Source organism: Nocardia arseniciresistens, assembly GCF_046764875.1.
GTDB classification, from domain to species: Bacteria; Actinomycetota; Actinomycetes; order Mycobacteriales; family Mycobacteriaceae; genus Nocardia; species Nocardia arseniciresistens.
The window spans coordinates 55352-78877 of the sequence record NZ_JBKORD010000024.1; the positions used below are offsets into that span (position 1 = coordinate 55352).

Consider the following 23526-nt stretch of genomic DNA (forward strand, 5'->3'; position numbering starts at 1 on the left):
CCATGCCGATCGACGAGAACATCGCGCACTACAGCGATCTCGCCTTCAAGTCGGCGATCGTGGTGTACGCGCTGGTACTCGGGCTGCTCATCGTGCAGTACGCCTCGGCGCGGACACTGAAGGTCGTCGAGCGCGAGCTCGTCACCGCGGGCGGTGTGGTCTCCGATCGCCCCGCTATGCCTGGCCGTATCGAAACGCCGCAGCCGAGGCCCTTCTCGGAGCGTGCGGGCAACATGGCGTTCTCGGTGCTCATCGTCGCGATCGCCCTGCACGTGGCCTCGATCGTGTTGCGCGGCTTCGCAACCCACCGCTTCCCACTCGGCAACATGTACGAGTTCGTCACCATGGCAACCGCGGCGGCCGCTGTCGTCGGCATCCTGTTCCTGCGCGAACAGCGCTACCGCTCGATGTGGGTCTTCCTACTCGTCCCGATCCTGATCCTGATGTTCCTCGCCGGAACCATGCTCTATGCCGACGCCGCCCCCGTCGTCCCCGCCCTGAGATCCTTCTGGCTCCCCATCCACGTCACCATCGTCAGCATCGGCAGCGGCGTCTTCCTGGTCTCCGGCATAGCAAGCCTGCTATTCCTCTTTCGCCTACGCCAACCAGACGGCCAGGAATCCACCAACATCCTCGGCACCATCGCCCGCCGCCTCCCCGACGCCCGAGCCCTGGACCGCCTCGCCTACAAAACCACCATCATCGGGTTTCCATTGTTCGGCGCGGGTGTAATCCTCGGCGCGATCTGGGCCGAAGCGGCATGGGGCCGTTTCTGGGGCTGGGACCCGAAGGAAACCTGCTCATTCATCGCCTGGGTCCTCTACGCCGCCTACCTGCACGCCCGAGCCACCTCCGGCTGGCGCGACACCAAGGCCGCGTGGATCAACGTGGCCGGTTTCGTCGCGATGCTTTTCAACCTCTTCATCATCAATATCGTGATCAGCGGGCTGCACAGCTACGCGGGGTTGAACTAGACGGAGAAAGGGCGCTCTGACCTGGAACGGAGAACTGAACTGGTCAGCAGCCGAAGGTGTTGTGGGCGCGGGTCTTCCACTCCTCGATCAACTGGCGTGCTTGCCGATCGAACTCCCCGCGGTCGGTGTCGGGCCAAGTGTCTGGATCAGTGTCGAGGCCGCGTTCGGTGACGAACCGCATGAAGTGGGTGGAGCTGGCTTTGCTCCGTGCCCGGATGAATTCGCGTTCTTCCTCGGTGATGTTCACAGCGTCTTCATCCCGTGCCATGTCGACCCTCTCATCAGATCGTCGCCCAATTTCGGATTGTCACCTGCGAGCATGACCAATTCCTGTGGTGAGGGAAACCCTGTCGACGGTCCGTCGAATCGGGTCCTCATGTCACGAAGCAACGCCGCGTCCCTGTCGCTGATCGGGGCGTCGAGCTCATCGAGGAACTCACCGATCCGCGCCTTCATATTGCCGATCGATGTCGCCAGATTGTGGGGGTCATCGTCCCAGTCATAGCCCGCCTTGGCCCATGCGGCGCCGCCGTCTGCCAGCGCCGCGGTCACCAGGATTCGGTCGGCTCCCGAGCGCCGGAAGTACTCCTCGGTGGAGCCGGAGAACGCGGTGGAGAACCCTTTGCCCCGAAAACCGTCGTTGAGCTCGGTCAGGTTGTTTTTGACGACGAGTCTGCCGCGGTCGTCACGATAGAAGCTGTAGAGCACTGATCCGGCGTCGGCGCCGTCGGCGTCTCGGAGCTGGCCGGTAAAGCTTACTTCGGCGGGCTTGATACGGCCGTCGTCGTAGATCCAGCTCTCTTCATGCCAAGCGGCGACGTCCTCGAGGTGGTACGGACCGTACTGGTGTTCCAGGCCGCGGAATGCCACCGTCAGGTCGTAGTCGTCGAGATCACCGCGCAAACCGCCGTCGACCAGCTCGCCCAGCGGCGGCATATGCGACAGATCGGTGGTCGGTGTCCGGGGCCGCGCGGCGTCTGTAAGTCCATCTCCGTCCATCGTGCCGGAGACCTCGCGCGCGCCGTGACCATCCTCGACGCGGGCCTCACGCACCGTGTCGGTAATGGTTTCAGTGTTCTTGTTCGTCCACTCACTCTCGGCGTGTGTCCAGCGGTGCAGCAACGCGGCCAGGCCATTACGAATCTGGCGAAATAGTTCACCGCCTGCTCCGCCTTCTATGGCGACCTCACCGATGTTCGTGTCAGCCCGAGAGCCACGGTCCGACGTGCCATGCCTATTCGATTCCTTCGATCATGCTAACGATCGGGCATCGATATTTCGGTGGCATCGGCCTGTGCGGTAAGGGATTTCATATCTCACCATCGCGACCTCGGAAAACAGCACGCCGCTACCCTCCTGGCAACGGGCTCGGACGAGCGAGTATCGCAGTCGAGCACTACCGAGCGCCGACGTCGTTCCGATTGATGGATCTCGGCGCGAATCGTTGTGAGGCGCGCTGGGTAGGGCTGGATTGTCTCGTCCGCCACGGATACGGTTGTCGGGGCTGATAATTCGACAAATTGCATTATCAACGGCAATGCCAGGGATAACGCCGGTAGGTGGTGCTACCTCTGACGGTCTGTACTCAGACTCGTGCGACGCACACCACGAATTTGCGTTCGTGGTAGACGATTCCGCGGTCGCCCTTCGAGCAGGTGTTGACGTCGATGGTGTTTTGTTTGACTTCCACGACCCGGGCTCCGTCGTGGGAGCCAGGGGTGGCGCAGTCGATGCGCTTCGGGTTGTCGGGGGTGAGTTCCATGCAACCGCCTACCACCCAGTCGATGTCGAGGCAGAGGGCGGAGTCGGGGGTTTGGTGGAAGGTGCGGTCGGCATCGGTCGGGCATTGGGCAGCTTTAGCGATGATCTTGTAGGCGGAATTCGCACTGCCGCAGGCGGTTTTGCCGAGGGCGGTGGTGTCGCCCGCACCGGTCAACTCGACGCAGTCGCCTGGATTGATGTCCAGCCGGACGATCTGTTTGCCGGTTTCGCCACGCGCCCCCGCCGTGGTGGTCGGCGGGGGTAACGGCTCCTCGAGGGTGGTCGGCGGATCCGAGGCCGGAGCCGTGGACGTGGTTGCCGCGCTGTTGTTCTCGTTTGCCTGCGCCTGTTCCTTGACGTCCGGGCCAGGTTTGCCCATCGACAGCGCGATGACGCCCACGAGAACTGCTGACATCGCGGTTGCGGTCACGAAGGCCGCCAAGATGATGGCGGCACGGGTACGTTTGCGCGACACGGGTGATCCTCCAGAGCTGTGAGCGCTTCGAACTTACCCCACCCGAGGTTCGAAGTTTTGAAACGTGCAGTTTGCAGATCACGCAATGCTTACACCATGCGACCGGTGCGCGTCGAGTCGTTGTCCGGCAGCGTATTTCGTACGCCCTCGGTCCGTCGGCCCCAGGTCGTATGTCCAGGTCACAATAGGGCAACGATGGCCGTCGACGCGTATGGTCCTTGCCAGGTCTGGAAACAAACTACTGTCGCTGTACACGTCATCCGGTCGCCTGGGCCGGAGGTCTCGTGAGAAGGAAACACCTGATGAAGCTCGGCATGTTCGCCGCCACCACTGTTTTAGCTGTCGCGGCGGTGGGAATCGCCGCGGGAACTGTTAATGCGAAGCCTGCGGAGGTCGTAAAAGAGGTTTCGACGTCGGGCGTGGAGCAGGGAATCGGTTACCGCACCGTCCTTTCCGACGTCGCCGGAGTGATCACGACGGCCGTCGACGGCGGCACCTTCGAGCTCGTCGACAATGGCGCGAAGGTAGCGCTGAAGTCTGTCAGCGGCGTCGTCGTCACCGAGGTGCCGCTGACCTTCGATATCTCCGGAAGTCGGATGTCGGTGGCGCACGAGATCAGCGACAACGGCACGAAGCTCGCGCTCACCCCGCAGGTCGATGCCAAAAATATCGGCGAGATGCAGCCCATCAGCTCGATGGCCCGGTTTGTCACCGAGATCAACAAGAACGTCGTCGGAGTGGTCGCAGGAGGCGTGCTCGGTGGACTCATCGGCGCCGTGATCGGTCTGGGCTTCTTCAGCATCATCACCGGTCCGATCGGCCTGTTGGTCGGCGCGATCGCGGGCGGCTACGTGATGGGCGGGCAGTCGTTCATCGATGCCATGTCGGCAGTCGTGCGGGGCGAGCCCTGATCGTCTCGACACGCCAGAAGTCCTGGGTCAGCTGAATCAGCCGCCCAGGGTGGCGTAGGTCACCGGGAAGCGGCGTGAGCTTGCGGTGGGAGCTGTGTCTGAGAGTTAGGCGGATCCGAACCTGCGTAAATTGATGCGCGGGTGCGGAGTGCCTACCCGTGCGACGGGCATCAGGTCCGTTGCGTCGGGTTATCTATCCCCGGTTATTCGGTGCGTCTTTGCCGATGTCGCTAAGGAGACAGACTCTTGGATTCCGAGCGTTTCACCTACGTCCAGCCTGAGGTCGTCGACGCGGATGGCACTCTGGTTTCGAGACTCAATGATGGCCCGTTGCGTCAGCTGGCGCGCAACGCGGCCGATCTCTCCCTCGAGGCACAGCAGTACCTCGTCCTGGTGGCCAACCGCCTTCGGATGGATGAGGGATTGCCGCTGCGCGCAAGCGAGATCTAGGCGCGACCGGGGGCGTTCTCAGCGCTCGGTCGGGTTCGAGTCGCCGTCGCGGTGCTGGCGGCCGAGTCGCCAGAGGAACTCTGGGTCGTCGTCGGGACCCTTGATCTGCTTGCGCTGTGGTGCGCGCGTGGATGGGGTGGTCGGACCTGACGACTTCTCCGGGCCGAACGCCTTCCAGCACAACACCGCGACCGCCACGACCGCGATGAGTGCCAACAGGTACGTCACGTCGCTCACCTCCTGCTATCGAGGGTAGCCGCGTACGTAGTCTTCGGACACAGCGGACACGAAATTGGTGAAACAGCCTTGCACGGGCCCCTGGACAGCGGGCCCGCGCGGGCGGACGGGTCAGCGCGTGCCGACCCTTCAATCAGCGAGCAGTGGCCTCTGTGGTGAGGGACCTGAGCAGTTGTAGAACCTCGGACTCACGGAACCGGCGATGTCCGCCCGGGGTGCGCAGCGACCCGAGACGCCCGGCATGGGCCCAACGGGTAACGGTCTTGGGATCGACGTGGAACATGGCGGCCACTTGTCCTGGGGTCAGCAGGGTGTCCTGGCCGCCGACGGTAAGCGCAGTCATAGCAAACCTCTCCGTTCTCGACAGTTCCCTCATCAGTGGCGTCATCGTTGCACTGCGACCCCTACGTAGTCGAACCACCTACAGTTGGTAAAGGGGAAGTAATAGACAAATCGGATACGCCGAACTCTCGCGCGCGAGGTCTCGCCGAAGGTGGCCGCGGGCTTCGCATAGGCTGATCGACGTGAGTGACGCAACTCCACCGGAAGGTGCAAACCGACAGCAAACCCCTGGCGCAGGCCGGCGGCTGGCCCGCAATCTGGCGTTATACACCCTCGCCAGGCTCGGCTTGGTCGTGGTCATCACGCTGGTGATCATCTTTATCGCCCGGCTGGTGTCCGTCGACATTCCGCTGGTGGTCGCGGCCCTTTTCGCGCTGCTCATCGCGATGCCGCTGTCGCTGACGCTGTTCAAGAAGCTGCGCACCCGCGTCAACGAGGACATCGCGGTGGTCGACGAGAAGCGCCGCAAGGACAAGGCGCAATTGCGGGCCAGGCTGCGCGGCGAAACATCGGACGGGGACGGGGGAGCGTCCGCGTGAAGCATTGCGACCGCAGTACACCGCGCGACTGGGTCGACAACGCCGTCCGGCTGATCGACGCGGACACTCAGCGCAGCGCCGACACCCATCTGCTCCGCTACCCGCTGCCCGCCGAATGGCACGTCCAGCTCTACCTCAAGGACGAATCCACCCACATCACAGGCAGTCTCAAGCATCGGCTCGCCAGATCCCTTTTCCTGTATGCGATTTGCAATGGGTGGGTCACCGATGGCACCACGGTGGTGGAGGCGTCGTCGGGTTCGACCGCCGTCAGCGAGGCATATTTCGCGAAGCTGCTCGGCCTGGATTTCATCGCGGTGATGCCTGCGAGCACCTCGCCGCAGAAGGTGGAGCTGATCGAAGCCCAGGGTGGCCGTTGCCATTTCGTGCAGCGACCACCGGATATGTATACCGAGGCGGCCCGGCTCGCCGCCGAGTGCGGTGGCCACTACATGGATCAGTTCACCCATGCCGAACGGGCCACGGACTGGCGCGGCAACAACAACATCGCCGAATCCGTCTTCGAGCAAATGACATTGGAGACCAACCCGGTGCCGGACTGGATCGTCGTCGGTGCGGGCACCGGCGGTACCAGTGCCACTATCGGTCGCTACATCCGTTATCGCAGGCATGCGACGAAGCTGGCCGTTGTCGACCCGGAGAACTCCGCGTTCTACGGCGGCTACGAAACCGGTGACATCGGCTACGAGACCGGAATGTCTTCGCGCATCGAGGGAATCGGCCGTCCGCGGGTCGAGCCGTCCTTCGTCGGCCAGGTGGTCGACCGCATGATCGAGGTTCCCGATGCTGGTTCCATCGCGGCAGCGCGGCACGCGAGCGGTGTAATCGGCCGCAGGGTGGGCGGTTCCACCGGGACCAACCTGTGGGGTGCGTTCGCGCTGATCGCCGAAATGATGGCCGCAGATCGTTCCGGCAGTGTGGTGACGCTGCTCTGTGACGGCGGGGATCGTTATGCCGGAACGTATTTCAACGACGATTGGGTCGCTGGTCAAGGCATGAGCCTCGCGGAACCCGCGTCGATCCTCGACAAGTTCCACAGCACCGGCAGCTGGGGCGGATAGCCACGGCCCGACCGATATTTCGCTACCCCGTCAGCCCGGATTTTCCTGGGCGGCGGGGTTTGCTGTTTCTCCGGGAGTGAACCGCCGCCACCGATCGTCAATTTTTGTTGACAGACTCGCGGTCGTCAATGAAAATTGACGGCATGACTGAAGCAACCACATTGGCGGCCGCCGCGGGCAGCCCCGACCCACGGGTCGGGCTGCGCGCGGTGCTCGCACTGCGTCGGCTGCTCGAGCGTCTGGAAGCGATCCAAGTGACCAATGCCAGGGGGCAGGGCTGGTCATGGCAGCAGATCGCGGAGGCGCTCGAGGTCAGCAAGCAGGCCGTCCACCACAAATACTCTCGGAGAGGCGGGAACCGCTGATGTTCGAACGGTTCAGCAAAGAAGCGCGAATGGCCATCGTCCTGGCCCAGGAGGACGCGCGCGAGCTGCGGTCCTCGACCATCGAAATGGAGCATGTGCTGCTCGGTGTCCTGTCGCAGGGCGGGCCGGAGTTGTCAGCGCTGCTCGCCGACACCGGAATCACCCATGAGGGTGTGCTGAGCAGCCTGGCTCGGACCGGCAAGGGACAGCCGCTCGGCGAAGAGGACGCCGAGGCATTGCGCTCCATCGGCATCGATCTGGACGCGGTGCGGGAGAGCCTGGAGGCCAACTTCGGCGAGGACGCGCTGGACAGGGCGGCGCCCGAGCGGGAGCGGCGCGGGCCGTTCGGCCGTGGTCGTGGCGGGAACTTCGGGCACATCCCCTTCGCTCGCGACGCCAAGAAGGTGCTGGAACTGTCGCTGCGGGAAGCACTCGCACGCAAGGACAAGACCATCGAATCCGGGCACCTGCTGCTCGGGATACTGCGCGCCCCCAACGCAACGACCGCCCGCCTGCTCGGCGGCTCCGAGGTCGTCGCCGACTTGCGGCCCAAGGTGCTGGCCCTACTCGACCGTGTCGCCTGACCCGGTGTGCGGGTGCTGCCACCAGGATTCGCGTTTTGGGGCAGCGCACGTGAGCCCGGCGGGCCTAGCATGGGGCCATGCAGCTTCTGATTCGGTTGATCATCAACGGTGTGGCCATCTGGCTGGCCGCCGCCTGGGTCGACAAGATCAACATCATCAGTCCGGACGACGGCACCACCGGGAAGATCATCACCGTGCTGGTGATCGCCGCGATCTTCACGGTGGTGAACGCACTGGTCAAGCCGGTCATCAAACTACTGTCGCTGCCGCTGGTGATCGTCACCCTCGGCCTTTTCCTGTTGGTGATCAACGCGCTGATGCTGTGGCTCACCGCGAAGATCACCGAAACCACCGAGTACGGCCTGCGTGTCGACGGCTTCTGGGCCGCGGTCTGGGGCGGCCTCATCGTCTCGGTGGTCAACTGGGTGCTCGGCGTCCTGGTACCGGACGGCGACGACTGACCCGGTGCGCTGAAGTCCCTGGCGGACTGCCGCACATCATCGGACAAAATCCGCTATGCCCGCGCTCATCCGAGCGCGGGCTGGTTCTTTCGAGCGACCTGCAAGCAGTCGCGACATATCGCTCAGCCCGCGATCCCCAAGGCGATGGCGGTTGCCACCGACCAGAGCAGCAGGGCAAGGCCCGAATCGCGGAGGGCGGGAATGAGTTCCAGGCCGCCCTTGCCGGATCGGACCGGCGCGTTGGCGCGGACCGCGAGTGGGATCGCGACCAGGCCGACCAGGGCCCATGGGGTCCTGGCCACCAGGATCAGCGTGGCGATGAACGGGATCGCGAGCATCGCGAGATGCAGTGTGCGGGTGCGCGGGTCGCCCAGTTTGACCGCGAGCGTGACCTTCCCGGACTCGGTATCGGTCGGGATATCGCGCAGGTTGTTCGCGACGAGCACCGCGCTGGAGAACGAGCCGACCGCGACAGCGAGCACCGCACCGGCCCAGTCGATCTTGTCGGCCTGCACGAACTGGGTGCCGAGCACCCCGATCAGACCGAAGAACACGAAGACCGCGATCTCGCCGAAGCCGCTGTAGCCATAGGGCTTGCTGCCGCCGGTGTAGTACCACGCGCCGGCCAGGCAGGCGGCACCGACGAGGATCAGCCACCATGCCGTCAGCGCGACGAGCACCAGGCCGAACACCGCGCCGATCGCCAGGCTGATGATTGCGGCATTCTTGACCGCTGCGGGCGAGGCGAGCTTCTGTCCGACCAGGCGCAGCGGGCCGACGCGCACGTCATCGGTGCCGCGGATACCGTCGGAGTAGTCGTTGGCGTAATTCACCCCGACGATCAGCGCAAGCGAAACCAGCAGCGCGAGAATCGCTTTCCACCACACCGCGCCATCGATGGACGCGGCGGCGCCGGTTCCGGCAATGACAGGGGCGATCGCGTTCGGCAGAGTGCGGGGCCGTGCGCCCTCGATCCATTGCGCTGCTGTAGCCATGTCGGCAGCCTAACGGGTGCGGCCGGGCGGGGCCGTCCGGTAGGACTACGCCTCGGCGGCCGCTTTCAGTTGAACGAGCCCCTTGTCGAAATCCTTGCCGATCATGTTGTCGATCGGGAACACCTTTCCGATCAGCCCCATCAGGCCCTGGTGCTGCCCGGTCATCCGCCACACCACCTCGGTGCCGCCATCGACCGGGTTCAGCTCGAAGGTGGTCTGGTTGGTGGCCTTGAACGGCTTCTCGAACACGAGTCGGATACCGATTTCGCGGTCGTCGCTGGAGGTGATCTCCATGCTGCCGCGCCCGGCTTTGCGGTTGCCGTCCCAGGCATATTTGGCGCCTACACCGGCGTCGGCCCCGGTGTAGCTCCGCTGCAATCGCGGATCGAGGTCCTCCCACGGCGACCACTGCGTCCACTCGTGAAAGTCATCGATCAGCCCATGAATACGCGAGCGCTCGGCCGTGATCACGGCCTGCCGAACTACTTCGAACTCAGCCATGTGCTCAGCCTAATAGGCGCAGCCGGACGTAGTTCGTCCTTTGACCCGCGCATGGCCGGAGCGCAGGCGGAGGTACGCCCGGGACCGACCGGCCGGAACAGGGGCGAAAACCATGACGACCTGGTCCGTGTTGCTCGCATACGATGACCACGGAATGTTTCCTGATCAGAACGGCCATGACAGCCGAACCTTGACGACGCCCGCAGGCGAATCGGTCGTAGTGGCCCTGCTGGGCGAGATCGCGCTACACCGAAACGGTGCACTCGCGGCACTGCCGGGAGCCAGGTCGCGGCTGCTGCTCGCGGCACTTGCCCTACACCCCGGCCGCAGCCGCAGCGCGCAAGCCCTCATCGAGGATGTGTGGGGCGAGCAGCCGCCCCGCGCGCCGATGAACGCGCTGCATACGCAGGTGTCACGACTGCGGTCCGGGCTGCCGGAGGGTGCGCTGGAGATCGGTCCCGCGGGCTACCGGCTCATCTTGCGCGCCGATCAGGTCGATCTGACATTGGCCGACGAACTGGTGCGTGAGGCGCGGCGGTGTCAAGCGGCCGGCGACCTCGTCGGTTGTTCGGCCGCGGTAGCGCGGGCCAGGTCGTTGTGGCGAGGTGAGCCCGGCGCGGACCTGCCCGCCGGGGAGATGGCCGACGAGCTACGCACTGCGGCAGCGCAGCGGTTGGCCGAGCTCGAGACCATTGAGGTCTTCGCGCGGGTAGCCGGAGGCGACATCGACGGTGCGGTAGCGATCACCCGACGCGCCGCCGCCGCCAACCCGCTCGACGAGGCCGCGCACGCCACGTTGATGCGGCTGCTTGCCACAGCGGGCCGGTCCAACGAGGCATTGGATGTTTTCGCGTCGATCCGTGGTCGACTGGTCGAAGAACTCGGCGCCGATCCAGGGTCTGTGCTGGTCGAACTGAATACCGCGATCCTGCGCGGAGATCCGGTTCCTGGTCTCGCCGTCGGCTCGAATCACCCGATGTCGTCGCCGCATAACAGCACCTCGGACGGGGCTGTGCCGAGTGGGTCGGCGACGGACTCCGCCGCGGCCGACTCGGCGACCGGAGACCTACGGAATTCGGCGGCCCAGATCACCGATCCGGTCCGATCTCCGAGCGCCGTCGCGGCGATCGGATTGCGTGCGCCCCCCAACGCGCTGCTCGGTCGTGCCGCCGATCTGGAAGCGCTCGCGGCGCTGCTGCATCGCTCGCGGGTGACGACCGTGCTCGGTCCCGGCGGCACCGGAAAGACCAGGGTCGCCAATGAATTGGGTGCTCGGGTGGCGCGCGCCGAGCCGGTGGTGCTGGTAGAGCTGGCCTCGGTACGCGCCGATGCCGGCCCCGATGCCGATCCGCGCGCCGATATCGAGGCCGCGATCAGCACGATGCTCGGTCTCGGTGAGATCGTCCGTGAGTCGGCGCTATTGCGCCCGGCACGCCCGGTGAATGCCGGTCGCAGACTTCGGGATGCGCTCTCGGCCCGTCCGATGCTGTTGATCCTGGACAACTGTGAGCACCTGATCGACGCGGTGGCCGAGGTCGTCGCCGATCTGGTCGGCAGCTGTGATCAGCTCAGCGTGCTCACCACCAGCCGGGCACCGCTGGCGATCACCGCTGAGACGGTATATCCGTTGTTGCCCTTGGCAATCGACGCGGGTGGATCACCTGCCACCGATCTCTTCATGGCCAGAGCGCGTGCGGTGCGCCCGACGGTGCGGCTGGAGCCGGAGGTGGTTGCGCGGCTGTGCGGGACGCTGGACGGGCTGCCGCTGGCGATCGAGCTGGCGGCCGCGCGGGTGCGGACCATGAGCGTCGAGGAGATCGAGACCAGGCTCGAGCATCGTTTCGCCTTGCTGCGCAGTGGAGATCGCTCGTCACCGGAGCGGCACCGGACCCTGCACGCGGTGATCGCATGGAGCTGGAACCTGCTCGAAGAGCCGCAGCAGATTGCATTGCGCAGGCTGTGCCGGTTCCCGGCCGGGTTCACCCTCGCGGCCGCGGAGGTGGTGGCGGGCGGGCCCGACGTCGACGACGTGCCGACGGCCGTGGACGGGCTGGTGAGCCAGTCGCTGCTCACCGTGCTGGAGGACGCCGAAGGTCTCATCGGGACGCGATATCGGATGTTGGAGACGGTCCGCGAATTCGGCGAGGAACAGCTCACGCTGACCGGATCCGAAGCGGCGGCGGGGGTTCCGGGCGCGGTCGACGAGCGCCTACTGGTGATGGATCGAATGTCGCGCTGGGCTCGTGACTTTTCGCTCACTGCGGCGCGGCGATACCGGACCGACGCGCAGGTGTCCACGGTGCTGGCGGTCGCGGCGGATTTGGACAATCTCGTCGCGGTGCTCCGGTACGCGCTCGAGCGCAGAGACGCACGCACCGTATATCGGGTTTTCCCGGTGGTGGCGACGCTGTGGGTGATGCGCGGCGCGCACATGGAGCTGAGCGGTTGGGCGCGCAGAGTTATTACGCTGGCGCCCGAACCCGGCCGGGCACGCGGTCTTGTCGCCGACTTGCAGATGTTCTCGCATCTGGTGACCGGTCTGCACCTGGTGTACATGGGCAACGACCTGCGCGCGATGGGAACAGTGCGAGCGCGGACACGTCGATTGCTCAGCACCGCTATCGATCTCAATAGCGGCGCGCGATTCCTCGGGGTATCGGCGTGCGCGAAAACCTCGGGTGCGGGGATGGCCAGACTGTTCGCTGACGCCGTGCGGTCGGCGGATCCAGACGTTCGCGCCGCGGCATACTTCATGCGCGCGAATGTCAGGGAGAACGCTGGTCAGGTCTATGGCTCCACTCAGGATGCGTTGGCCGCCCTTCGCCTTGTGGAAGACAGCGACGTCTGGGGAACGGCGATGATTTCGCAGCATCTCGGTCAACTCGCCGGGCAGACCGCGCGCTACGCCGACTCGATGGGGTACTACCGAAGGACCGCTGAACTCATGCGGGAGTTGCGTGCGCACGAGGAAGTCGTCGAAATGCGCTGCCTGCTTGCGGTGTCGCTGGTCGGCATGGGCGAGCTAGAGCAGGCCAGGAAGGAGCTCGGGTTCGCCACCGGGTCTTCGGATGCTGACCAGGCACATGCGCCGATCGACGACCCGGGCATCCGGCGCAACCATCGCTTGGCGCCGGTGGTCTCCGCGTTAGCGGAACTGGAACTGGCGGAGGGCGATATCGAGGCCGGATTTCGGCACTATCGCCGGTCGCTGGAACTGTACGGATGGCCGGAGGACGAGCCGACGCCTGGACCGGACATCATGATGACCTCGAGCGCGGCGATCGCCGCGTGTGTCCTGCACGGGCGACCGGAGGCAGCCGAAGATATCGTCCGCATTCTGGCTCGCCACGCGGCCGGCCGCCTCGGCCAGTTCTACGATCTACCACAGATCGGTGCGGTCGCCAATGCGGTCGGGTCGTATCACCTTGCGACCGAACAGGGTTCGAGCGTCGGCTTGGAATTGCTCGCGTTGTCAACCAAAGTCGTCGCGCGGCAAGACTATCCATCGACGGAGCTGCGCCGCCACCACGAGCTACATCGGGCCGCGATCGGCGCCGAGCGAATGGACGAAGCGCTCGGCCTTGTTGCCGGATTGCGGCGGCGAGACGCCGCGGAACGGATTCTGCGACTGCTGCGCGAATTGTCGGGCATAACCGACGATTGAGAATATCGTCGCCACGGAACGCCGAAAGTCGCGGTGGGGACTCGGAGTCTCCCACCGCGACATTCGGGCAGTTGGTGTGCGGCGCTCACGCCCTTCGCATGTACGCCTTGATGCTCAGCGGGGCGAAGATCGCGATCACGACCACCGCACCGACCAGCGAGTAGACCAGGTCGCCGCCGTACTCGTTGCCGTTCATCAGCGCACGGGCCGCGTTCACCATGTAGTAGACGGGGTTCACGTGGTTGATGCCCTGCAACCAGCCGGGCATGGTGCTCGTCATGGCAAAGGCGCCGGACATGAAGGTCAGCGGGAACATCACCATCATCGAGATGCCCTGCACGCCTGCGGCACTCTTGCCGGTGACACCGACAAGCGCCCAGATCCAGCTGACCGCGAACGAGCACACCACGATGACGACACCGGCGACCAAGACGCCGACAACGCCGCCCTGCGGGCGATAGCCGATGGCGAGCCCGACCAGGATGGTCAGGGTGGTCGCGAGGACGTAGCGCACCATGTCGGCGACCAACGCACCCGCCAGTGCCGAGATACGTGCGATGGGAAGGGATTTGAACCGGTCGAAGACGCCCTTGTCCATATCCTCACGCAACTGGGTGCCGGTCACGACCGAAGTCAGGATCACCGTCTGCACCAAGATGCCGGGGATAAGGACCGGTAGATAGTTGCTGACGTTGCCGCCGATGGCACCGCCGAAGATGTAGGCGAACAGCGCGGTGAACAGGATCGGCTGCACCGTCACATCGAAGAGCTGCTCGGGGTTGTGCTTGATCTTCAAGATGCCGCGGTAGGCCATCGTGAGCGAGGTCGAAGCGGTCTGCCGGAGGCTGATCTTATTGCTGACCTCGGGAATCGCGGTGGGCGCCGTCGGCTGCGCGGTGGGGCTCGGTGCGGTAATGGTTGTCATGCCGCGCTCCGTTCTGTGTCGTCGTCGGCCGGGTGGCCGGTGATGGTGAGGAAGACCTCGTCGAGGGTCGGCTTGCTTACGGTGATCTCGTCGACCGCGATCTCCCACTCGCGCAGGCGAATCAGCAGATCGGCGGTCATACCGGTGTCGTCGAGCGGTGCCGTCAGCCGACCGGTCTCCGGCGTGATCTGCACCTCGGTGTCGAGGAAGTCGCCGACGACGCGGCGGGCCTCATCGAGCTGAGCTCGATCGACGAGCGTCAGGTGCAACGAGGAGCCGCCGACTGAGGCCTTGAGCTCGTCGGTGGTGCCGTCGGCGATCACTTTGCCGTGGTCGATAACGGCGACCCGGTCGGCGAGCTGGTCGGCCTCATCCAGGTACTGGGTGGTGAGCAGCACCGTCGCGCCCTCGCGGACGAGGCGGCGGATGGTCTCCCACATCTGGGCGCGGGTGCGCGGGTCGAGGCCGGTCGTCGGCTCGTCGAGGAAAAGCAGCGGCGGCGTCGCGATCAGGCTGGCGGCCAGGTCGAGGCGTCGGCGCATGCCGCCGGAGAAGTTCTTCAGCGGCTTGCTCGCCGCTTCGGTCAGGTCGAATTCCTCGAGCAGCTCGGCGGCCTTACGGCGGGCGTCGACCCGGCTCAGGCCGAGCAGACGAGAAAAGATGATCAGGTTCTCGGTGGCCGAGAGGTCCTCGTCGACCGAGGCGTACTGCCCGGTGACGCCGACGAGGGAGCGCACGGCCGTCGGCTCCGCGACAACGTCACGGCCGAAGATCCGCGCGCTGCCGCCGTCCGGCCGCAACAGGGTGGCCAGCATTTTGATGGTGGTGGTTTTGCCTGCGCCGTTCGGTCCGAGCACGCCGTATACCGAGCCCTGCGGAACCGCAAGGCTCACACCGTCGACGGCACGCTGTTCCCCGAACACCTTGACCAGGCCGTCCGCCTCTACGGCGAGCGCTGAAGTTGGTGCGAAAGAAGTCATACACAGACTGTGGCGGGCCGGTCTTGCACGGCCCTTGCACGACGATGTCGCGCTCACTTGCGGCGGCATGCACGTGCTTGCAAGCCGAGGACCTGGACCGACGGGGACGAGTTGGCGGGTTCGGGCCTGGTGTGAGCTACCGGTGCGTCGACTCGGCAAGCAGGTGCGCGCGCAGCTTGGCGCGATTGGGCTTGCCTGGGCCGAGCAGGGGCAGCTCGTCGAGCAGCGCCAATTCGCGCGGCGCCGCGATGGAATCCAGCTCGCGCACGACGTGCTCGCGCAGCTCCTCCAGGGTCGGCGTCGTTCCGGCGACCGGTACGACCACGACAGCGACGCGCTGTCCCAGTCGTTCGTCGGGCAGCCCGAGCACCACGCATTCGCTGATCGATGGGTGCGTTCCGAGCACGGCCTCCACCACCTGCGGGATCACCAGCAGGCCGCCGGTCATGATCGCCGCGTCGAGGCGGCCGGTGATGCTGAGCACGCCGTCGTCGTAGGTGCCCGCGTCTTCGGTGCGGAACCAGCCCGGTTCGGCGAATGCGGGATGATCCGGCTGCTTGCGGTAGCCCACCGCGATCATGGCTCCGCCCAGCAGCACGCGGCCGTCCTCGATGCGCACCTCGGTGCCTGCGAGCGGAACACCGTCGTACACGCACCCGCCGCAAGTTTCACTCATGCCATAGGTGCGAACGACGTTGATACCGGCGGCTTTCGCGCGTTCGTAGAGCGGAAGCGGGGTGGCGGCGCCACCGACCAGCACCGCGTCCAGTTCGGCCAGTGCGGCCGACGCGATGGGTGTATCGAGTGCCTTGACCAGCTGGGTCGGTACCAGCGCGGTGTAGCGACGTGGCCCGCGCATGCTCGAGACGGCGCCGGCGAGAGCTTCGGGAAGGAAGCCGCCGGAGACGTCGAGAACGGTGGGTTCGGTACCGGCCTGGATGCTGCGCAGCAGCACCTGGATGCCTGCGATGTGATGGGTCGGCAGGGCAAGTAACCAGCTGCCGGGCCCACCGAGCCGTTCGTGGGTCGCCGCGCCGCTGGCCAGCAATGCGGAGGCGCCGAGCATCGCGCCCTTGGGGACACCGGTGGTGCCCGAGGTGGTCACCACGAGCGCGACGCCGTCCTCGATCTGCTCGCCGGGCGAGAGTGCGTCATTGAGCCGCTGGGCCTCACGACGGTCACTGGTGGGAATCGGCAGCCACGCGGGCCCGTTCCCCTCCAACGCTTCTCGCAGGTGTGGCAGCACGTCACCGACCCGGGATCCGGTCGGCATCGGCAAAGTCCGCAGGGTGGTGCTCACGACCCCACCTCGCTGACGCTCGGCTCTGTCGTGCCCACAGGCGCAGTGCTCATGGCTCGCTCGCTCCGCTCCCTCACGAACTTGATCGTGTCATGCCCGCGACGCCACACGCGGAACGGGTCGGTTTGCTGGATCGACGCGCGAGGGGGTGTGTTCGCCGCGCGGAAAAGGGGTTCGGTACGCCAGGCATCGAGACTGCGATTCACTCGTCGGACGGGGTACACGGCGGCGGGCCCGGACATCGGCGGTCGGGTAGCCACGCGATCGTCATCGTCCTCGCAGGGCTCGGCATTGGCAACTCGGGCCGGCGATACCGTAGCGCGTGCTATGTGGCCGTCAGTCCGGTGACCTGCGTGAATCTCGCCGGATCGGATGCTCGGCGGGCACTTCGACGAGCACGATCGGCACCCCGTCCGGATCGCGCACCCACATCTCGATCAGGCCCCATGGCTCGCGCACCGGCGGTCGTTCGACCGGGATCCCGTTGCGCGTCAGCTCGGCGGCGGCATCGGAGACATCGCGGACCTGTAGCCAGATCGCGCCGCTGAAGGCCGCCGAACTTCCGGTTCCGCCGTGCGCGGCGACCTCTATCAGCGACTGTCCAGCGAAGAAAACCGTGCCGCCCGGATATTCCCTGGCAATGGCGAGCTGGAGTCCGTCCCGATAGAACGCGAGCGTTTTCGGATGGTCAGCAGGGCGCAGGATTATCCGACTGCTCAGAATGTCCATTTCACACCATCTGTCCGATTGGTCCTATAAAGCGGTCAGAAGTACCAGGGATACGGTGTCCAGTCCGGTTTCCGCTTTTCCAGGAACGAGTCGCGCCCTTCGACGGCCTCGTCGGTCATGTAGGCGAGGCGGGTGGCTTCACCAGCGAAGAGCTGCTGGCCGACCAGGCCGTCGTCGACCAGATTGAAGGCGTATTTCAGCATGCGCTGGGCCTGCGGGGATTTGCCGTTGATATCGGCAGTCCATTCCAGTGCGACATTTTCCAGTTCGGCGTGATCGACAACCTTGTTCACCGCGCCCATCTGGTGCATTTCCTCGGCGGTGTACGGGCGGCCGAGGAAGAAGATCTCCCGTGCGAATTTCTGGCCGACCATTTTCGCGAGATAGGCGCTGCCGTAACCGCCGTCGAAGCTGCCGACATCTGCGTCGGTCTGCTTGAACTGGGCGTGTTCGCGACTGGCCAGCGTGAGGTCGCAGACCACGTGCAGGCTGTGCCCGCCGCCCGCGGCCCAGCCGTTGACGAGTGCGATGACCACCTTCGGCATGAAGCGGATCAGCCGCTGCACTTCGAGGATGTGCAGCCGGCCTGCGCGGGCCTTGTCCACCGTGTCCGCGGTCTCGCCGCTGGCGTACTGGTAACCGTTGCGGCCGCGAATGCGCTGGTCACCACCGGAGCAGAAGGCCCAGACGCCGTCCTTCGGCGCCGGTCCGTTGCCGGTGAGCAGCACGGCGCCGACGTCGGGGGTCATCCTGGCGTGGTCGAGCGCGCGATAGAGCTCGTCGACGGTGTTGGGCCGGAACGCATTGCGCACCTCAGGGCGATCGAACGCGACGCGGACGGTGCCTTGATCGATATGCCGGTGGTAGGTGATGTCGGTCAGGTTCTCGAACCCGGGAACGGGTCGCCACAGCTTCGGATTGAACGTCACGCCAGTGATTATCGCTCTCGCCCTTGTAGCGGTTGCCAGCGACTTCCCACGGGCGAGGCCCGGTCATCGGATTGTTCGACTTGACGGTGTAAAGCTACGCGTTACCGTGCAGGTATGAGTGAGCGAGTGGAACCGGTTATCGACCGGAGTGCGGTGGATGAGTCTCGGTACGAGAAGCACGGCGGCTTTCCCAAGGTCTCGCGCGCGACGATCGGGGCCAACTTCGGGCCGTTCGTCGAGGCGATGCGCACGCTGCAAGACCTGGCCGTCTCCGTCGACGCCACCGACGAAGTCTTCGGTGAAGCACTCGGGCAAGCCCGACAGCTGATCGAGCTGCTCGAGCCGCATCGCGCGCCAGAACTCCAGGGCCCCGCGGGCCGCGCGGTCCAATTGCCAGGGCGCGGCAGCCTTTTGCTGCTGCCGTGGCAGGTGTCCGAGGCCGGACCCGACGGAATTCGGATGACCGGTGAATTCCGTCGCTTCCACCTCGGCGGCAACGGCGCCGCGCACGGCGGCGTGCTGCCGCTGCTGTTCGACGACCTGCTCGGGATGATCGTGCACTATGCGGGCAGACCCATAAGCCGCACCGCATATCTGCACGTCAACTACCGAAAAATCACTCCACTGGAGACTCCGCTCACGGTGTGCGGGCGCGTCGATCGGATCGAGGGACGCAAGACTTTCATCACCGCGGAGCTGCTCGATGACCAGGGCGAAGTGCTCGCGGATTGTGAAGGTTTGATGGTGCAGTTGTTGCCGTGGCAACCCTGAGCCGGGTGAGTGCCGTGTGACCTTCCGCACCAGTGCGTATAGTTGCCAACGCTCGTTCATCGACATCGATCCGGAGGAACCTGAAAGTGGTTGCAGCACTGTCTGAATCCCTGCTCGACGACGCCAAGCGCACGGCCTTCCTTGCCGACGCCAAGGAGGTTCTGGACGCCGAGGTGTCGGACAAGGGTGGTGCGTCTGGCCTGGCAGTTAAGGGTGGATACGCAGCGGTCAAGAAGATCAGCCCGTCCATCGTGCCCGACGGTCTGGAGTCGTTGGCGCCCAAGCTCATCGCGCAATTGGAGCCGTTCTGGCAGGAGTACACGGCCGGCGGCACCGGCAAGTTCGCCGATCTGCTGGTCGCCAAGTCCGACGAGGTCGCCGAGGCGTTGCTCACGGTCACCGACGAGCGTGCCGACTCCTCGACCAGGCCGGCGCTGAAGAAGGTCTACTCCTCGATGCGTTCCTCAGCGAAGAAGAACGTCATCGAGGCCCTGCCTCGGCTGGGCGACCTGGTTCAGAAGCACGCCAACTGAATTCGACAACGCGTGTCGCACACCACCGTCATCGGCAGCGCCGATGACGGAGTGTGTGCGCATCTGCGCCGCCCGCGTCCGGTGGTGGACGCGGGCGGCGACCCCCCTTCGAACGCCTGTGTGTGAGCAGGGTGACGGAGACGTCGGGACAACTGTCTGAGAGGCTGGAGTCGTGAATCCGTCTACAGCACAAGCGCGGGTGGTCGTCGACGAACTCGCGCGCGGAGGCGTGCGAGACGTGGTTCTGTGCCCTGGTTCGCGGAACGCGCCGCTGGCCTTCGCGCTGCAGGCGGCCGACGCGGCGGGCGTGCTCCGGCTGCATATGCGCATCGACGAGCGGACCGCGGGATTCCTCGCCGTCGGACTCGCGGTCGCCAGCATGCTTCCGGTTCCGGTGGTGATGACCTCGGGAACCGCTGTGGCCAATCTCGGTCCCGCGGTGCTGGAGGCCAACTACGCGCGGGTGCCCCTTGTCGTACTCAGCGCCAACCGGCCATACGAGATGCTCGGCTCCGGCGCCAACCAAACGGTGGAACAGCTCGGCCTGTTCGGTAGCCAGGTCCGTGCCACCATCAGCCTCGGCCTTGCCGAGGACGAATCGGCCAACGCCGACTGCGCGCCCTACGGGCATCAGAACAGCCTGTGGCGCTCGGCGGTCTGCCGGGTGCTCGCCGCGGCCCGTGGCACTCGCTCCGGCAACGCGGGTCCGGTGCATTTCGACATCCCGCTGCGCGAGCCGCTGGTGCCGGACCTCGCGCCGGGTGAGTCCGCGCCCGAGGGGCGCGCTGCCGGCCGAGCGTGGACGCTTACCCAGTACGCGACGCTCGACGTGCCGCTCGACATCGACCTGACTCCCGACACCGTCGTGATCTCCGGACACGGCGCCGGGCTGCGGCCGGAATTGGCCGCGTTGCCGACTGTCGCCGAGCCGACCGCCCCCATGCACGGCCCCTCGTTGCACCCGTTGGCGCTGCCGCTGCTGAAGCCCCGCCAGGCCGTCATCACCGGACGTCCGACCCTGCATCGCCAGGTCGCACGGGTCCTCGCCGATCCCGACGTCACTGTGTTCGCGTTGACCACCGGGCCGCGCTGGCCCGATGTCTCCGGCAATGTCGTCGGTACCGGCACCCGTGGGGTGGTCACCGGCGCGCCGCGCCCGGAATGGCTGGCGCACTGCAAGGAACTCGACGCGCGCGCGATCGAAGTGGTGCGGGCCGAACTCGCCACGCACCCGAAGGCGACCGGCCTGCACGTGGCCGCGGTGGTGATGGACGCGCTGCGTCCGGGTGATCAGCTGCTACTCGGCGCGTCCAACCCGGTCCGCGACGCGGCCCTTGTCTCGCGCCCGAGGCCCGGTGTCCGGGTGCTGTCCAACCGCGGTGTCGCGGGCATCGACGGCACCGTCTCCGCCGCCGTGGGCGCCGCGCTGCATCACGAAGGCCGCACCATCGCACTGATGGGCGACCTCACCTTCTTGCACGACGCCTCCGGCCTGCTGATCGGCCGTGGCGAGCCGCGCCCTGCCGACCTCACCATCGTGGTCGCCAACGACGACGGCGGCGGCATCTTCGAACTGCTCGAGCAGGGCGATCCGCAGTACGCCGGGGTCTTCGAGCGGGTGTTCGGCACCCCGCACGGTATGGATCTCGCCGCGCTGTGCGCCGCGTACCGCATTCCGCACCGCCAGGTCGATCCCGAGCAGTTGGCCGTCGAGCTGAGCGGCCAGGCACACGGAACACGGGTCCTGGAGGTGGCGACCGAACGGTCGAGCCTGCGCGAACTGCACGCCACCATGCGCGCCAAGATCGCGCCGTGAGCAAGCTTCCGACCGCGCCGAGGTGAGCCGAACAGCGCGGTGGATTCGGCCAGTGCGTCAGTAGGCGGGGCCGAATTGGTGGTCGTTGTCGAGTGGCTCCGGAATCGATTGCTCGATAACGTCGGCCGGGTCCGCGCTCAACGCGTCCCTATCGACCGCTGCGGCAATCTCCTTTTCGTCGGTCTCCTCCACGTCATCGTCCGGATAGGCCGGTACTGATTGCTCGACGAGATCGGCTTCGGGAACCATGTCGATGGCGTCGGACCTGCTGCGATCGGTCATGTGTTCGTTCCTCTCCGCTGGTGCCTCCCACATGGGGTTACCCAGGACGGAGGCGGACAACAGTCGGACAGCATCGAGGATGCTCCGCTGTCGCCGCTGCGGCAACCCCGCTGCCACTCGCCCTCGGCCGCACCGGCTCCCTTCGCGGGGTGCGGGCGAACTATTCGACAACAGTCACGAACAGTCCCGCCGCCGCTGCGCTCGCTGCGGCTCTGGCGGCCGTGGACGCGGCGAGGTCGTCGATAGGGTCCCCCGAGGCAAGCAGGCGGTAGTAGAGCGGCGCCGAGACCGCGGACAGGACCGCGCGTGCGTCGGTGCCATCGGGCGCCTCGCCGCGGGTGATCGCGTTGTGCACGCAGGGAGCCCATTCGGTGAGGCGGATGTCATAGAAGCGGTGCAGGGCGGTGGCGGCTACGTCGTCGCAGGTGGCGGCGGAGATGACGGCCTGGAAGACCCGTCCTTGGCGTGGATCGGTCAATGTCTCTGCCACCAGCTGTGCGTTGGCGGTGAGGTCGCCGAGCAGCGAGCCGGTGTCGGCGTGTGGAAGCGACTGGTCCGCCATGTCCGCGAGCAGGTCGATGACCAAGCCGGTAGGTGTGCGCCAGCGTCGGTAGGCGGTGGTCTTGCCGACCTCGGCCCGAGCGGCCACCTCGGCGAGATCGAGGTGGAAGAAGCCGCGTTCGGCCAGCAGATCTCCCGCCGCTTGCAGCACGGCTTCCCGCACGCGTGCGGTGCGCCCACCGGGGCGAACCGAGCCGGGGGTGAGCTCTTCGGGGGTCATAACGGGACTCCAGTTTCGTTTATGTCGCATCGGGTGTACTGTCAACCATGTTAACGGAACTATAGACCCTTTAGGAGTCATCATGGAGTACCGGCGGCTCGGCGCATCAGGTTTGCTCGTCCCGGCCTTGAGCTTCGGCGCGGGCACCTTCGGTGGACGAGGTGAACTCTTCAGCGCCTGGGGAGATACCGATGCCGAACAGGCACGGCACATGGTGGACATCAGCCTGGAGGCGGGCGTCACCATGTTCGACACGGCCGACGTCTACTCCGAAGGAGCCTCCGAGGAGGTGCTCGGCGCGGCCATCAAGGGCAGGCGCGATCAGCTGCTGCTCTCGACGAAGGCCGGCCTGCCGACCGGCCCTGGCCCCTATGACGCGGGTTCCGGCCGGGCCAGGCTCATCAGCGCGGTCGAGGGTTCGCTGCGCAGGCTCGGCACCGACTACATCGACCTGTTCCAATTGCATGCCTTCGACGCGCACACTCCTGTCGAGGAAGTCCTTGCCGCACTGGACGATCTGGTGCGTGCGGGCAAGATCCGTTACCTCGGCGCCTCCAACTTCGCCGGTTGGCAGCTGATGAAATCCCTTGCCGCTGCCGACCGTAACGGCGTGACCCGCTACATCGCGCACCAGGTGTACTACTCGTTGGTCGGTCGCGACTACGAGTGGGAGCTGATGCCACTCGGTCAGGATCAGGGTGTCGGCGCCGTGGTGTGGAGTCCGCTCGGCTGGGGCAGGCTGACCGGCAAAATCCGCCGCGGACAGCCGCTTCCGGACGGCAGCCGACTGCATCAGACGGCCCAGGCGGGACCTCCGGTCGACGACGAGATCCTCTACAACGTCGTCGACGTCCTCGACGAGCTCGCCGAGGAAACCGGCAAGACGGTTCCGCAGATCGCACTCAACTGGCTGCTGAGCCGTCCCACTGTGTCGACAGTCATCGTCGGTGCCCGCAACGAAGAACAGCTGCGCCAGAACCTCGGCGCGGTCGGCTGGCAGCTCACCGCCGACCAGATCGCCCGGCTCGACAAAGCGAGTGCGACCACGCAGCCGTACCCGTACTACCCCTACTACCGCCTCGCGGACTTCGCTCGCCTCAACCCGCCTGCGGTGTAAGCGAAATCAGCGTGTCGAACGC

The 23526-nt window shown here is 65.9% G+C and carries 27 protein-coding genes; 13 read left to right on the forward strand and 14 right to left on the reverse strand.

Features of this window, described 5'->3' with window-relative positions:
* Positions 1–2 precede the first annotated feature (2 nt).
* A complete protein-coding gene (gene ccsB, locus ACLMAJ_RS34165; protein WP_412018016.1) occupies positions 3–974 on the forward strand; it encodes a c-type cytochrome biogenesis protein CcsB in 972 nt (323 codons plus the stop codon).
* Positions 975–1017: 43 nt separating this feature from the next.
* Here ccsB and ACLMAJ_RS34170 read toward each other — a convergent pair whose 3' ends face one another.
* From ACLMAJ_RS34170 to lppU, 3 genes are all read right to left on the reverse strand, one after another.
* Positions 1018–1242: a hypothetical protein gene (locus ACLMAJ_RS34170; protein WP_412018017.1), complete on the reverse strand. Its 225-nt coding sequence runs from the start codon at positions 1240–1242 to the stop codon at positions 1018–1020.
* A complete protein-coding gene (locus ACLMAJ_RS34175; protein ID WP_412018018.1) occupies positions 1218–2096 on the reverse strand; it encodes a hypothetical protein in 879 nt (292 codons plus the stop codon). The genes ACLMAJ_RS34170 and ACLMAJ_RS34175 overlap by 25 nt, the downstream gene beginning before the upstream one ends.
* 463 nt (positions 2097–2559) lie before the next feature.
* On the reverse strand, positions 2560–3210 hold the full coding sequence (gene lppU, locus ACLMAJ_RS34180; protein WP_412018019.1) for an LppU family putative lipoprotein: 651 nt from the start codon (positions 3208–3210) through the stop codon (positions 2560–2562).
* 302 nt (positions 3211–3512) lie between these two features.
* Between lppU and ACLMAJ_RS34185 the strand changes: the two genes are divergently transcribed.
* Positions 3513–4121 (forward strand): DUF8020 domain-containing protein, encoded by a 609-nt coding sequence (locus ACLMAJ_RS34185; RefSeq protein ID WP_412018020.1) that lies wholly within the window; start codon positions 3513–3515, stop codon positions 4119–4121.
* Between the two features lie 246 nt (positions 4122–4367).
* Positions 4368–4571: a hypothetical protein gene (locus ACLMAJ_RS34190; RefSeq protein ID WP_412018021.1), complete on the forward strand. Its 204-nt coding sequence runs from the start codon at positions 4368–4370 to the stop codon at positions 4569–4571.
* Positions 4572–4589: 18 nt separating this feature from the next.
* Here ACLMAJ_RS34190 and ACLMAJ_RS34195 read toward each other — a convergent pair whose 3' ends face one another.
* Positions 4590–4799 carry a hypothetical protein gene (locus ACLMAJ_RS34195; RefSeq protein WP_412018022.1) on the reverse strand — a complete coding sequence of 70 codons (210 nt, stop codon included), beginning with the start codon at positions 4797–4799 and terminating at the stop codon, positions 4590–4592.
* Positions 4800–4941: 142 nt separating this feature from the next.
* The gene (locus tag ACLMAJ_RS34200; protein WP_378686382.1) at positions 4942–5151 is read right to left on the reverse strand and encodes a BldC family transcriptional regulator; all 210 of its coding nucleotides are present in this window, start codon (positions 5149–5151) and stop codon (positions 4942–4944) included.
* A gap of 181 nt (positions 5152–5332) precedes the next feature.
* Here ACLMAJ_RS34200 and ACLMAJ_RS34205 point away from each other — a divergent pair, with 181 nt between their 5' ends.
* From ACLMAJ_RS34205 to ACLMAJ_RS34225, 5 genes are all read left to right on the forward strand, one after another.
* On the forward strand, positions 5333–5689 hold the full coding sequence (locus ACLMAJ_RS34205) for a DUF4229 domain-containing protein (RefSeq protein WP_412018023.1): 357 nt from the start codon (positions 5333–5335) through the stop codon (positions 5687–5689).
* On the forward strand, positions 5686–6771 hold the full coding sequence (gene cds1, locus ACLMAJ_RS34210; RefSeq protein WP_412018024.1) for an L-cysteine desulfhydrase Cds1: 1086 nt from the start codon (positions 5686–5688) through the stop codon (positions 6769–6771). The genes ACLMAJ_RS34205 and cds1 overlap by 4 nt, the downstream gene beginning before the upstream one ends.
* A gap of 143 nt (positions 6772–6914) precedes the next feature.
* Positions 6915–7136, forward strand: coding sequence for a helix-turn-helix domain-containing protein (locus tag ACLMAJ_RS34215; RefSeq protein ID WP_412018025.1), 222 nt, complete (start codon positions 6915–6917; stop codon positions 7134–7136).
* Complete coding sequence (locus ACLMAJ_RS34220; RefSeq protein WP_412018026.1) at positions 7136–7720, forward strand: Clp protease N-terminal domain-containing protein; 585 nt, start codon at positions 7136–7138, stop codon at positions 7718–7720. The genes ACLMAJ_RS34215 and ACLMAJ_RS34220 overlap by 1 nt, the downstream gene beginning before the upstream one ends.
* 77 nt (positions 7721–7797) lie before the next feature.
* Positions 7798–8181, forward strand: coding sequence for a phage holin family protein (locus tag ACLMAJ_RS34225; protein ID WP_412018027.1), 384 nt, complete (start codon positions 7798–7800; stop codon positions 8179–8181).
* 122 nt (positions 8182–8303) lie between these two features.
* Here the strand turns inward: ACLMAJ_RS34225 and ACLMAJ_RS34230 are convergent, their stop codons facing one another.
* Positions 8304–9176, reverse strand: a complete 873-nt coding sequence (locus ACLMAJ_RS34230; RefSeq protein ID WP_412018028.1) for a 1,4-dihydroxy-2-naphthoate polyprenyltransferase — start codon at positions 9174–9176, stop codon at positions 8304–8306.
* A 45-nt stretch (positions 9177–9221) separates the two neighbouring features.
* Positions 9222–9677 carry an SRPBCC family protein gene (locus ACLMAJ_RS34235; protein WP_412018029.1) on the reverse strand — a complete coding sequence of 152 codons (456 nt, stop codon included), beginning with the start codon at positions 9675–9677 and terminating at the stop codon, positions 9222–9224.
* A 112-nt stretch (positions 9678–9789) separates the two neighbouring features.
* Here ACLMAJ_RS34235 and ACLMAJ_RS34240 point away from each other — a divergent pair, with 112 nt between their 5' ends.
* Positions 9790–13341: an AfsR/SARP family transcriptional regulator gene (locus tag ACLMAJ_RS34240; RefSeq protein ID WP_412018030.1), complete on the forward strand. Its 3552-nt coding sequence runs from the start codon at positions 9790–9792 to the stop codon at positions 13339–13341.
* Positions 13342–13426: 85 nt separating this feature from the next.
* On the opposite strand, the gene ACLMAJ_RS34245 is transcribed toward ACLMAJ_RS34240, so the two are convergent.
* The 5 genes from ACLMAJ_RS34245 to ACLMAJ_RS34265 form a co-directional block, all read right to left on the reverse strand.
* The gene (locus tag ACLMAJ_RS34245) at positions 13427–14266 is read right to left on the reverse strand and encodes an ABC transporter permease (protein WP_412018031.1); all 840 of its coding nucleotides are present in this window, start codon (positions 14264–14266) and stop codon (positions 13427–13429) included.
* Positions 14263–15246: an ATP-binding cassette domain-containing protein gene (locus ACLMAJ_RS34250; protein WP_412018032.1), complete on the reverse strand. Its 984-nt coding sequence runs from the start codon at positions 15244–15246 to the stop codon at positions 14263–14265. Before ACLMAJ_RS34250 ends, ACLMAJ_RS34245 begins: the two co-directional genes overlap by 4 nt.
* Before the next feature lie 136 nt (positions 15247–15382).
* The gene (gene menE / locus ACLMAJ_RS34255; protein ID WP_412018075.1) at positions 15383–16519 is read right to left on the reverse strand and encodes an o-succinylbenzoate--CoA ligase; all 1137 of its coding nucleotides are present in this window, start codon (positions 16517–16519) and stop codon (positions 15383–15385) included.
* Positions 16520–16882: 363 nt separating this feature from the next.
* Entirely contained in the window at positions 16883–17275 is a 393-nt protein-coding gene (locus ACLMAJ_RS34260) for a VOC family protein (protein ID WP_412018033.1), read from the reverse strand.
* A gap of 35 nt (positions 17276–17310) precedes the next feature.
* Positions 17311–18204: a 1,4-dihydroxy-2-naphthoyl-CoA synthase gene (locus ACLMAJ_RS34265; RefSeq protein ID WP_412018034.1), complete on the reverse strand. Its 894-nt coding sequence runs from the start codon at positions 18202–18204 to the stop codon at positions 17311–17313.
* Between the two features lie 114 nt (positions 18205–18318).
* On the opposite strand from ACLMAJ_RS34265, the gene ACLMAJ_RS34270 reads away from it, so the two are divergent.
* The 3 genes from ACLMAJ_RS34270 (at position 18319) to menD (ending at position 21324) form a co-directional block, all read left to right on the forward strand.
* On the forward strand, positions 18319–18975 hold the full coding sequence (locus ACLMAJ_RS34270; RefSeq protein ID WP_412018035.1) for a PaaI family thioesterase: 657 nt from the start codon (positions 18319–18321) through the stop codon (positions 18973–18975).
* Positions 18976–19061: 86 nt separating this feature from the next.
* A complete protein-coding gene (locus tag ACLMAJ_RS34275; RefSeq protein ID WP_412018036.1) occupies positions 19062–19508 on the forward strand; it encodes a DUF6918 family protein in 447 nt (148 codons plus the stop codon).
* Between the two features lie 172 nt (positions 19509–19680).
* A complete protein-coding gene (gene menD, locus ACLMAJ_RS34280) occupies positions 19681–21324 on the forward strand; it encodes a 2-succinyl-5-enolpyruvyl-6-hydroxy-3-cyclohexene-1-carboxylic-acid synthase (RefSeq protein ID WP_412018037.1) in 1644 nt (547 codons plus the stop codon).
* Positions 21325–21381: 57 nt separating this feature from the next.
* On the opposite strand, the gene ACLMAJ_RS34285 is transcribed toward menD, so the two are convergent.
* Positions 21382–21606, reverse strand: coding sequence for a hypothetical protein (locus ACLMAJ_RS34285; protein WP_412018038.1), 225 nt, complete (start codon positions 21604–21606; stop codon positions 21382–21384).
* A gap of 160 nt (positions 21607–21766) precedes the next feature.
* On the reverse strand, positions 21767–22387 hold the full coding sequence (locus ACLMAJ_RS34290; protein ID WP_412018039.1) for a TetR/AcrR family transcriptional regulator: 621 nt from the start codon (positions 22385–22387) through the stop codon (positions 21767–21769).
* A gap of 82 nt (positions 22388–22469) precedes the next feature.
* On the opposite strand from ACLMAJ_RS34290, the gene ACLMAJ_RS34295 reads away from it, so the two are divergent.
* The gene (locus tag ACLMAJ_RS34295; protein WP_412018040.1) at positions 22470–23504 is read left to right on the forward strand and encodes an aldo/keto reductase; all 1035 of its coding nucleotides are present in this window, start codon (positions 22470–22472) and stop codon (positions 23502–23504) included.
* Positions 23505–23526 lie beyond the last annotated feature (22 nt).

Excerpts from the sequence above, each read along its gene's own strand:
- ACLMAJ_RS34285 (WP_412018038.1), bottom strand. The coding sequence starts at position 21,606 with ATGACCGATCGCAGCAGGTCCGACGCCATCGACATGGTTCCCGAAGCC.
- ACLMAJ_RS34270 (WP_412018035.1), top strand. The coding sequence starts at position 18,319 with ATGAGTGAGCGAGTGGAACCGGTTATCGACCGGAGTGCGGTGGATGAG.
- ACLMAJ_RS34225 (WP_412018027.1), top strand. The coding sequence starts at position 7,798 with ATGCAGCTTCTGATTCGGTTGATCATCAACGGTGTGGCCATCTGGCTG.
- ccsB (WP_412018016.1), top strand. The coding sequence starts at position 3 with ATGCCGATCGACGAGAACATCGCGCACTACAGCGATCTCGCCTTCAAG.
- ACLMAJ_RS34250 (WP_412018032.1), bottom strand. The coding sequence starts at position 15,246 with ATGACTTCTTTCGCACCAACTTCAGCGCTCGCCGTAGAGGCGGACGGC.
- ACLMAJ_RS34235 (WP_412018029.1), bottom strand. The coding sequence starts at position 9,677 with ATGGCTGAGTTCGAAGTAGTTCGGCAGGCCGTGATCACGGCCGAGCGC.
- ACLMAJ_RS34245 (WP_412018031.1), bottom strand. The coding sequence starts at position 14,266 with ATGACAACCATTACCGCACCGAGCCCCACCGCGCAGCCGACGGCGCCC.
- ACLMAJ_RS34185 (WP_412018020.1), top strand. The coding sequence starts at position 3,513 with ATGAAGCTCGGCATGTTCGCCGCCACCACTGTTTTAGCTGTCGCGGCG.
- ACLMAJ_RS34200 (WP_378686382.1), bottom strand. The coding sequence starts at position 5,151 with ATGACTGCGCTTACCGTCGGCGGCCAGGACACCCTGCTGACCCCAGGA.
- ACLMAJ_RS34240 (WP_412018030.1), top strand. The coding sequence starts at position 9,790 with ATGACGACCTGGTCCGTGTTGCTCGCATACGATGACCACGGAATGTTT.
- ACLMAJ_RS34215 (WP_412018025.1), top strand. The coding sequence starts at position 6,915 with ATGACTGAAGCAACCACATTGGCGGCCGCCGCGGGCAGCCCCGACCCA.
- ACLMAJ_RS34295 (WP_412018040.1), top strand. The coding sequence starts at position 22,470 with ATGGAGTACCGGCGGCTCGGCGCATCAGGTTTGCTCGTCCCGGCCTTG.
- ACLMAJ_RS34220 (WP_412018026.1), top strand. The coding sequence starts at position 7,136 with ATGTTCGAACGGTTCAGCAAAGAAGCGCGAATGGCCATCGTCCTGGCC.
- ACLMAJ_RS34260 (WP_412018033.1), bottom strand. The coding sequence starts at position 17,275 with ATGGACATTCTGAGCAGTCGGATAATCCTGCGCCCTGCTGACCATCCG.
- menE (WP_412018075.1), bottom strand. The coding sequence starts at position 16,519 with ATGCCGACCGGATCCCGGGTCGGTGACGTGCTGCCACACCTGCGAGAA.
- ACLMAJ_RS34230 (WP_412018028.1), bottom strand. The coding sequence starts at position 9,176 with ATGGCTACAGCAGCGCAATGGATCGAGGGCGCACGGCCCCGCACTCTG.
- ACLMAJ_RS34290 (WP_412018039.1), bottom strand. The coding sequence starts at position 22,387 with ATGACCCCCGAAGAGCTCACCCCCGGCTCGGTTCGCCCCGGTGGGCGC.
- ACLMAJ_RS34170 (WP_412018017.1), bottom strand. The coding sequence starts at position 1,242 with ATGGCACGGGATGAAGACGCTGTGAACATCACCGAGGAAGAACGCGAA.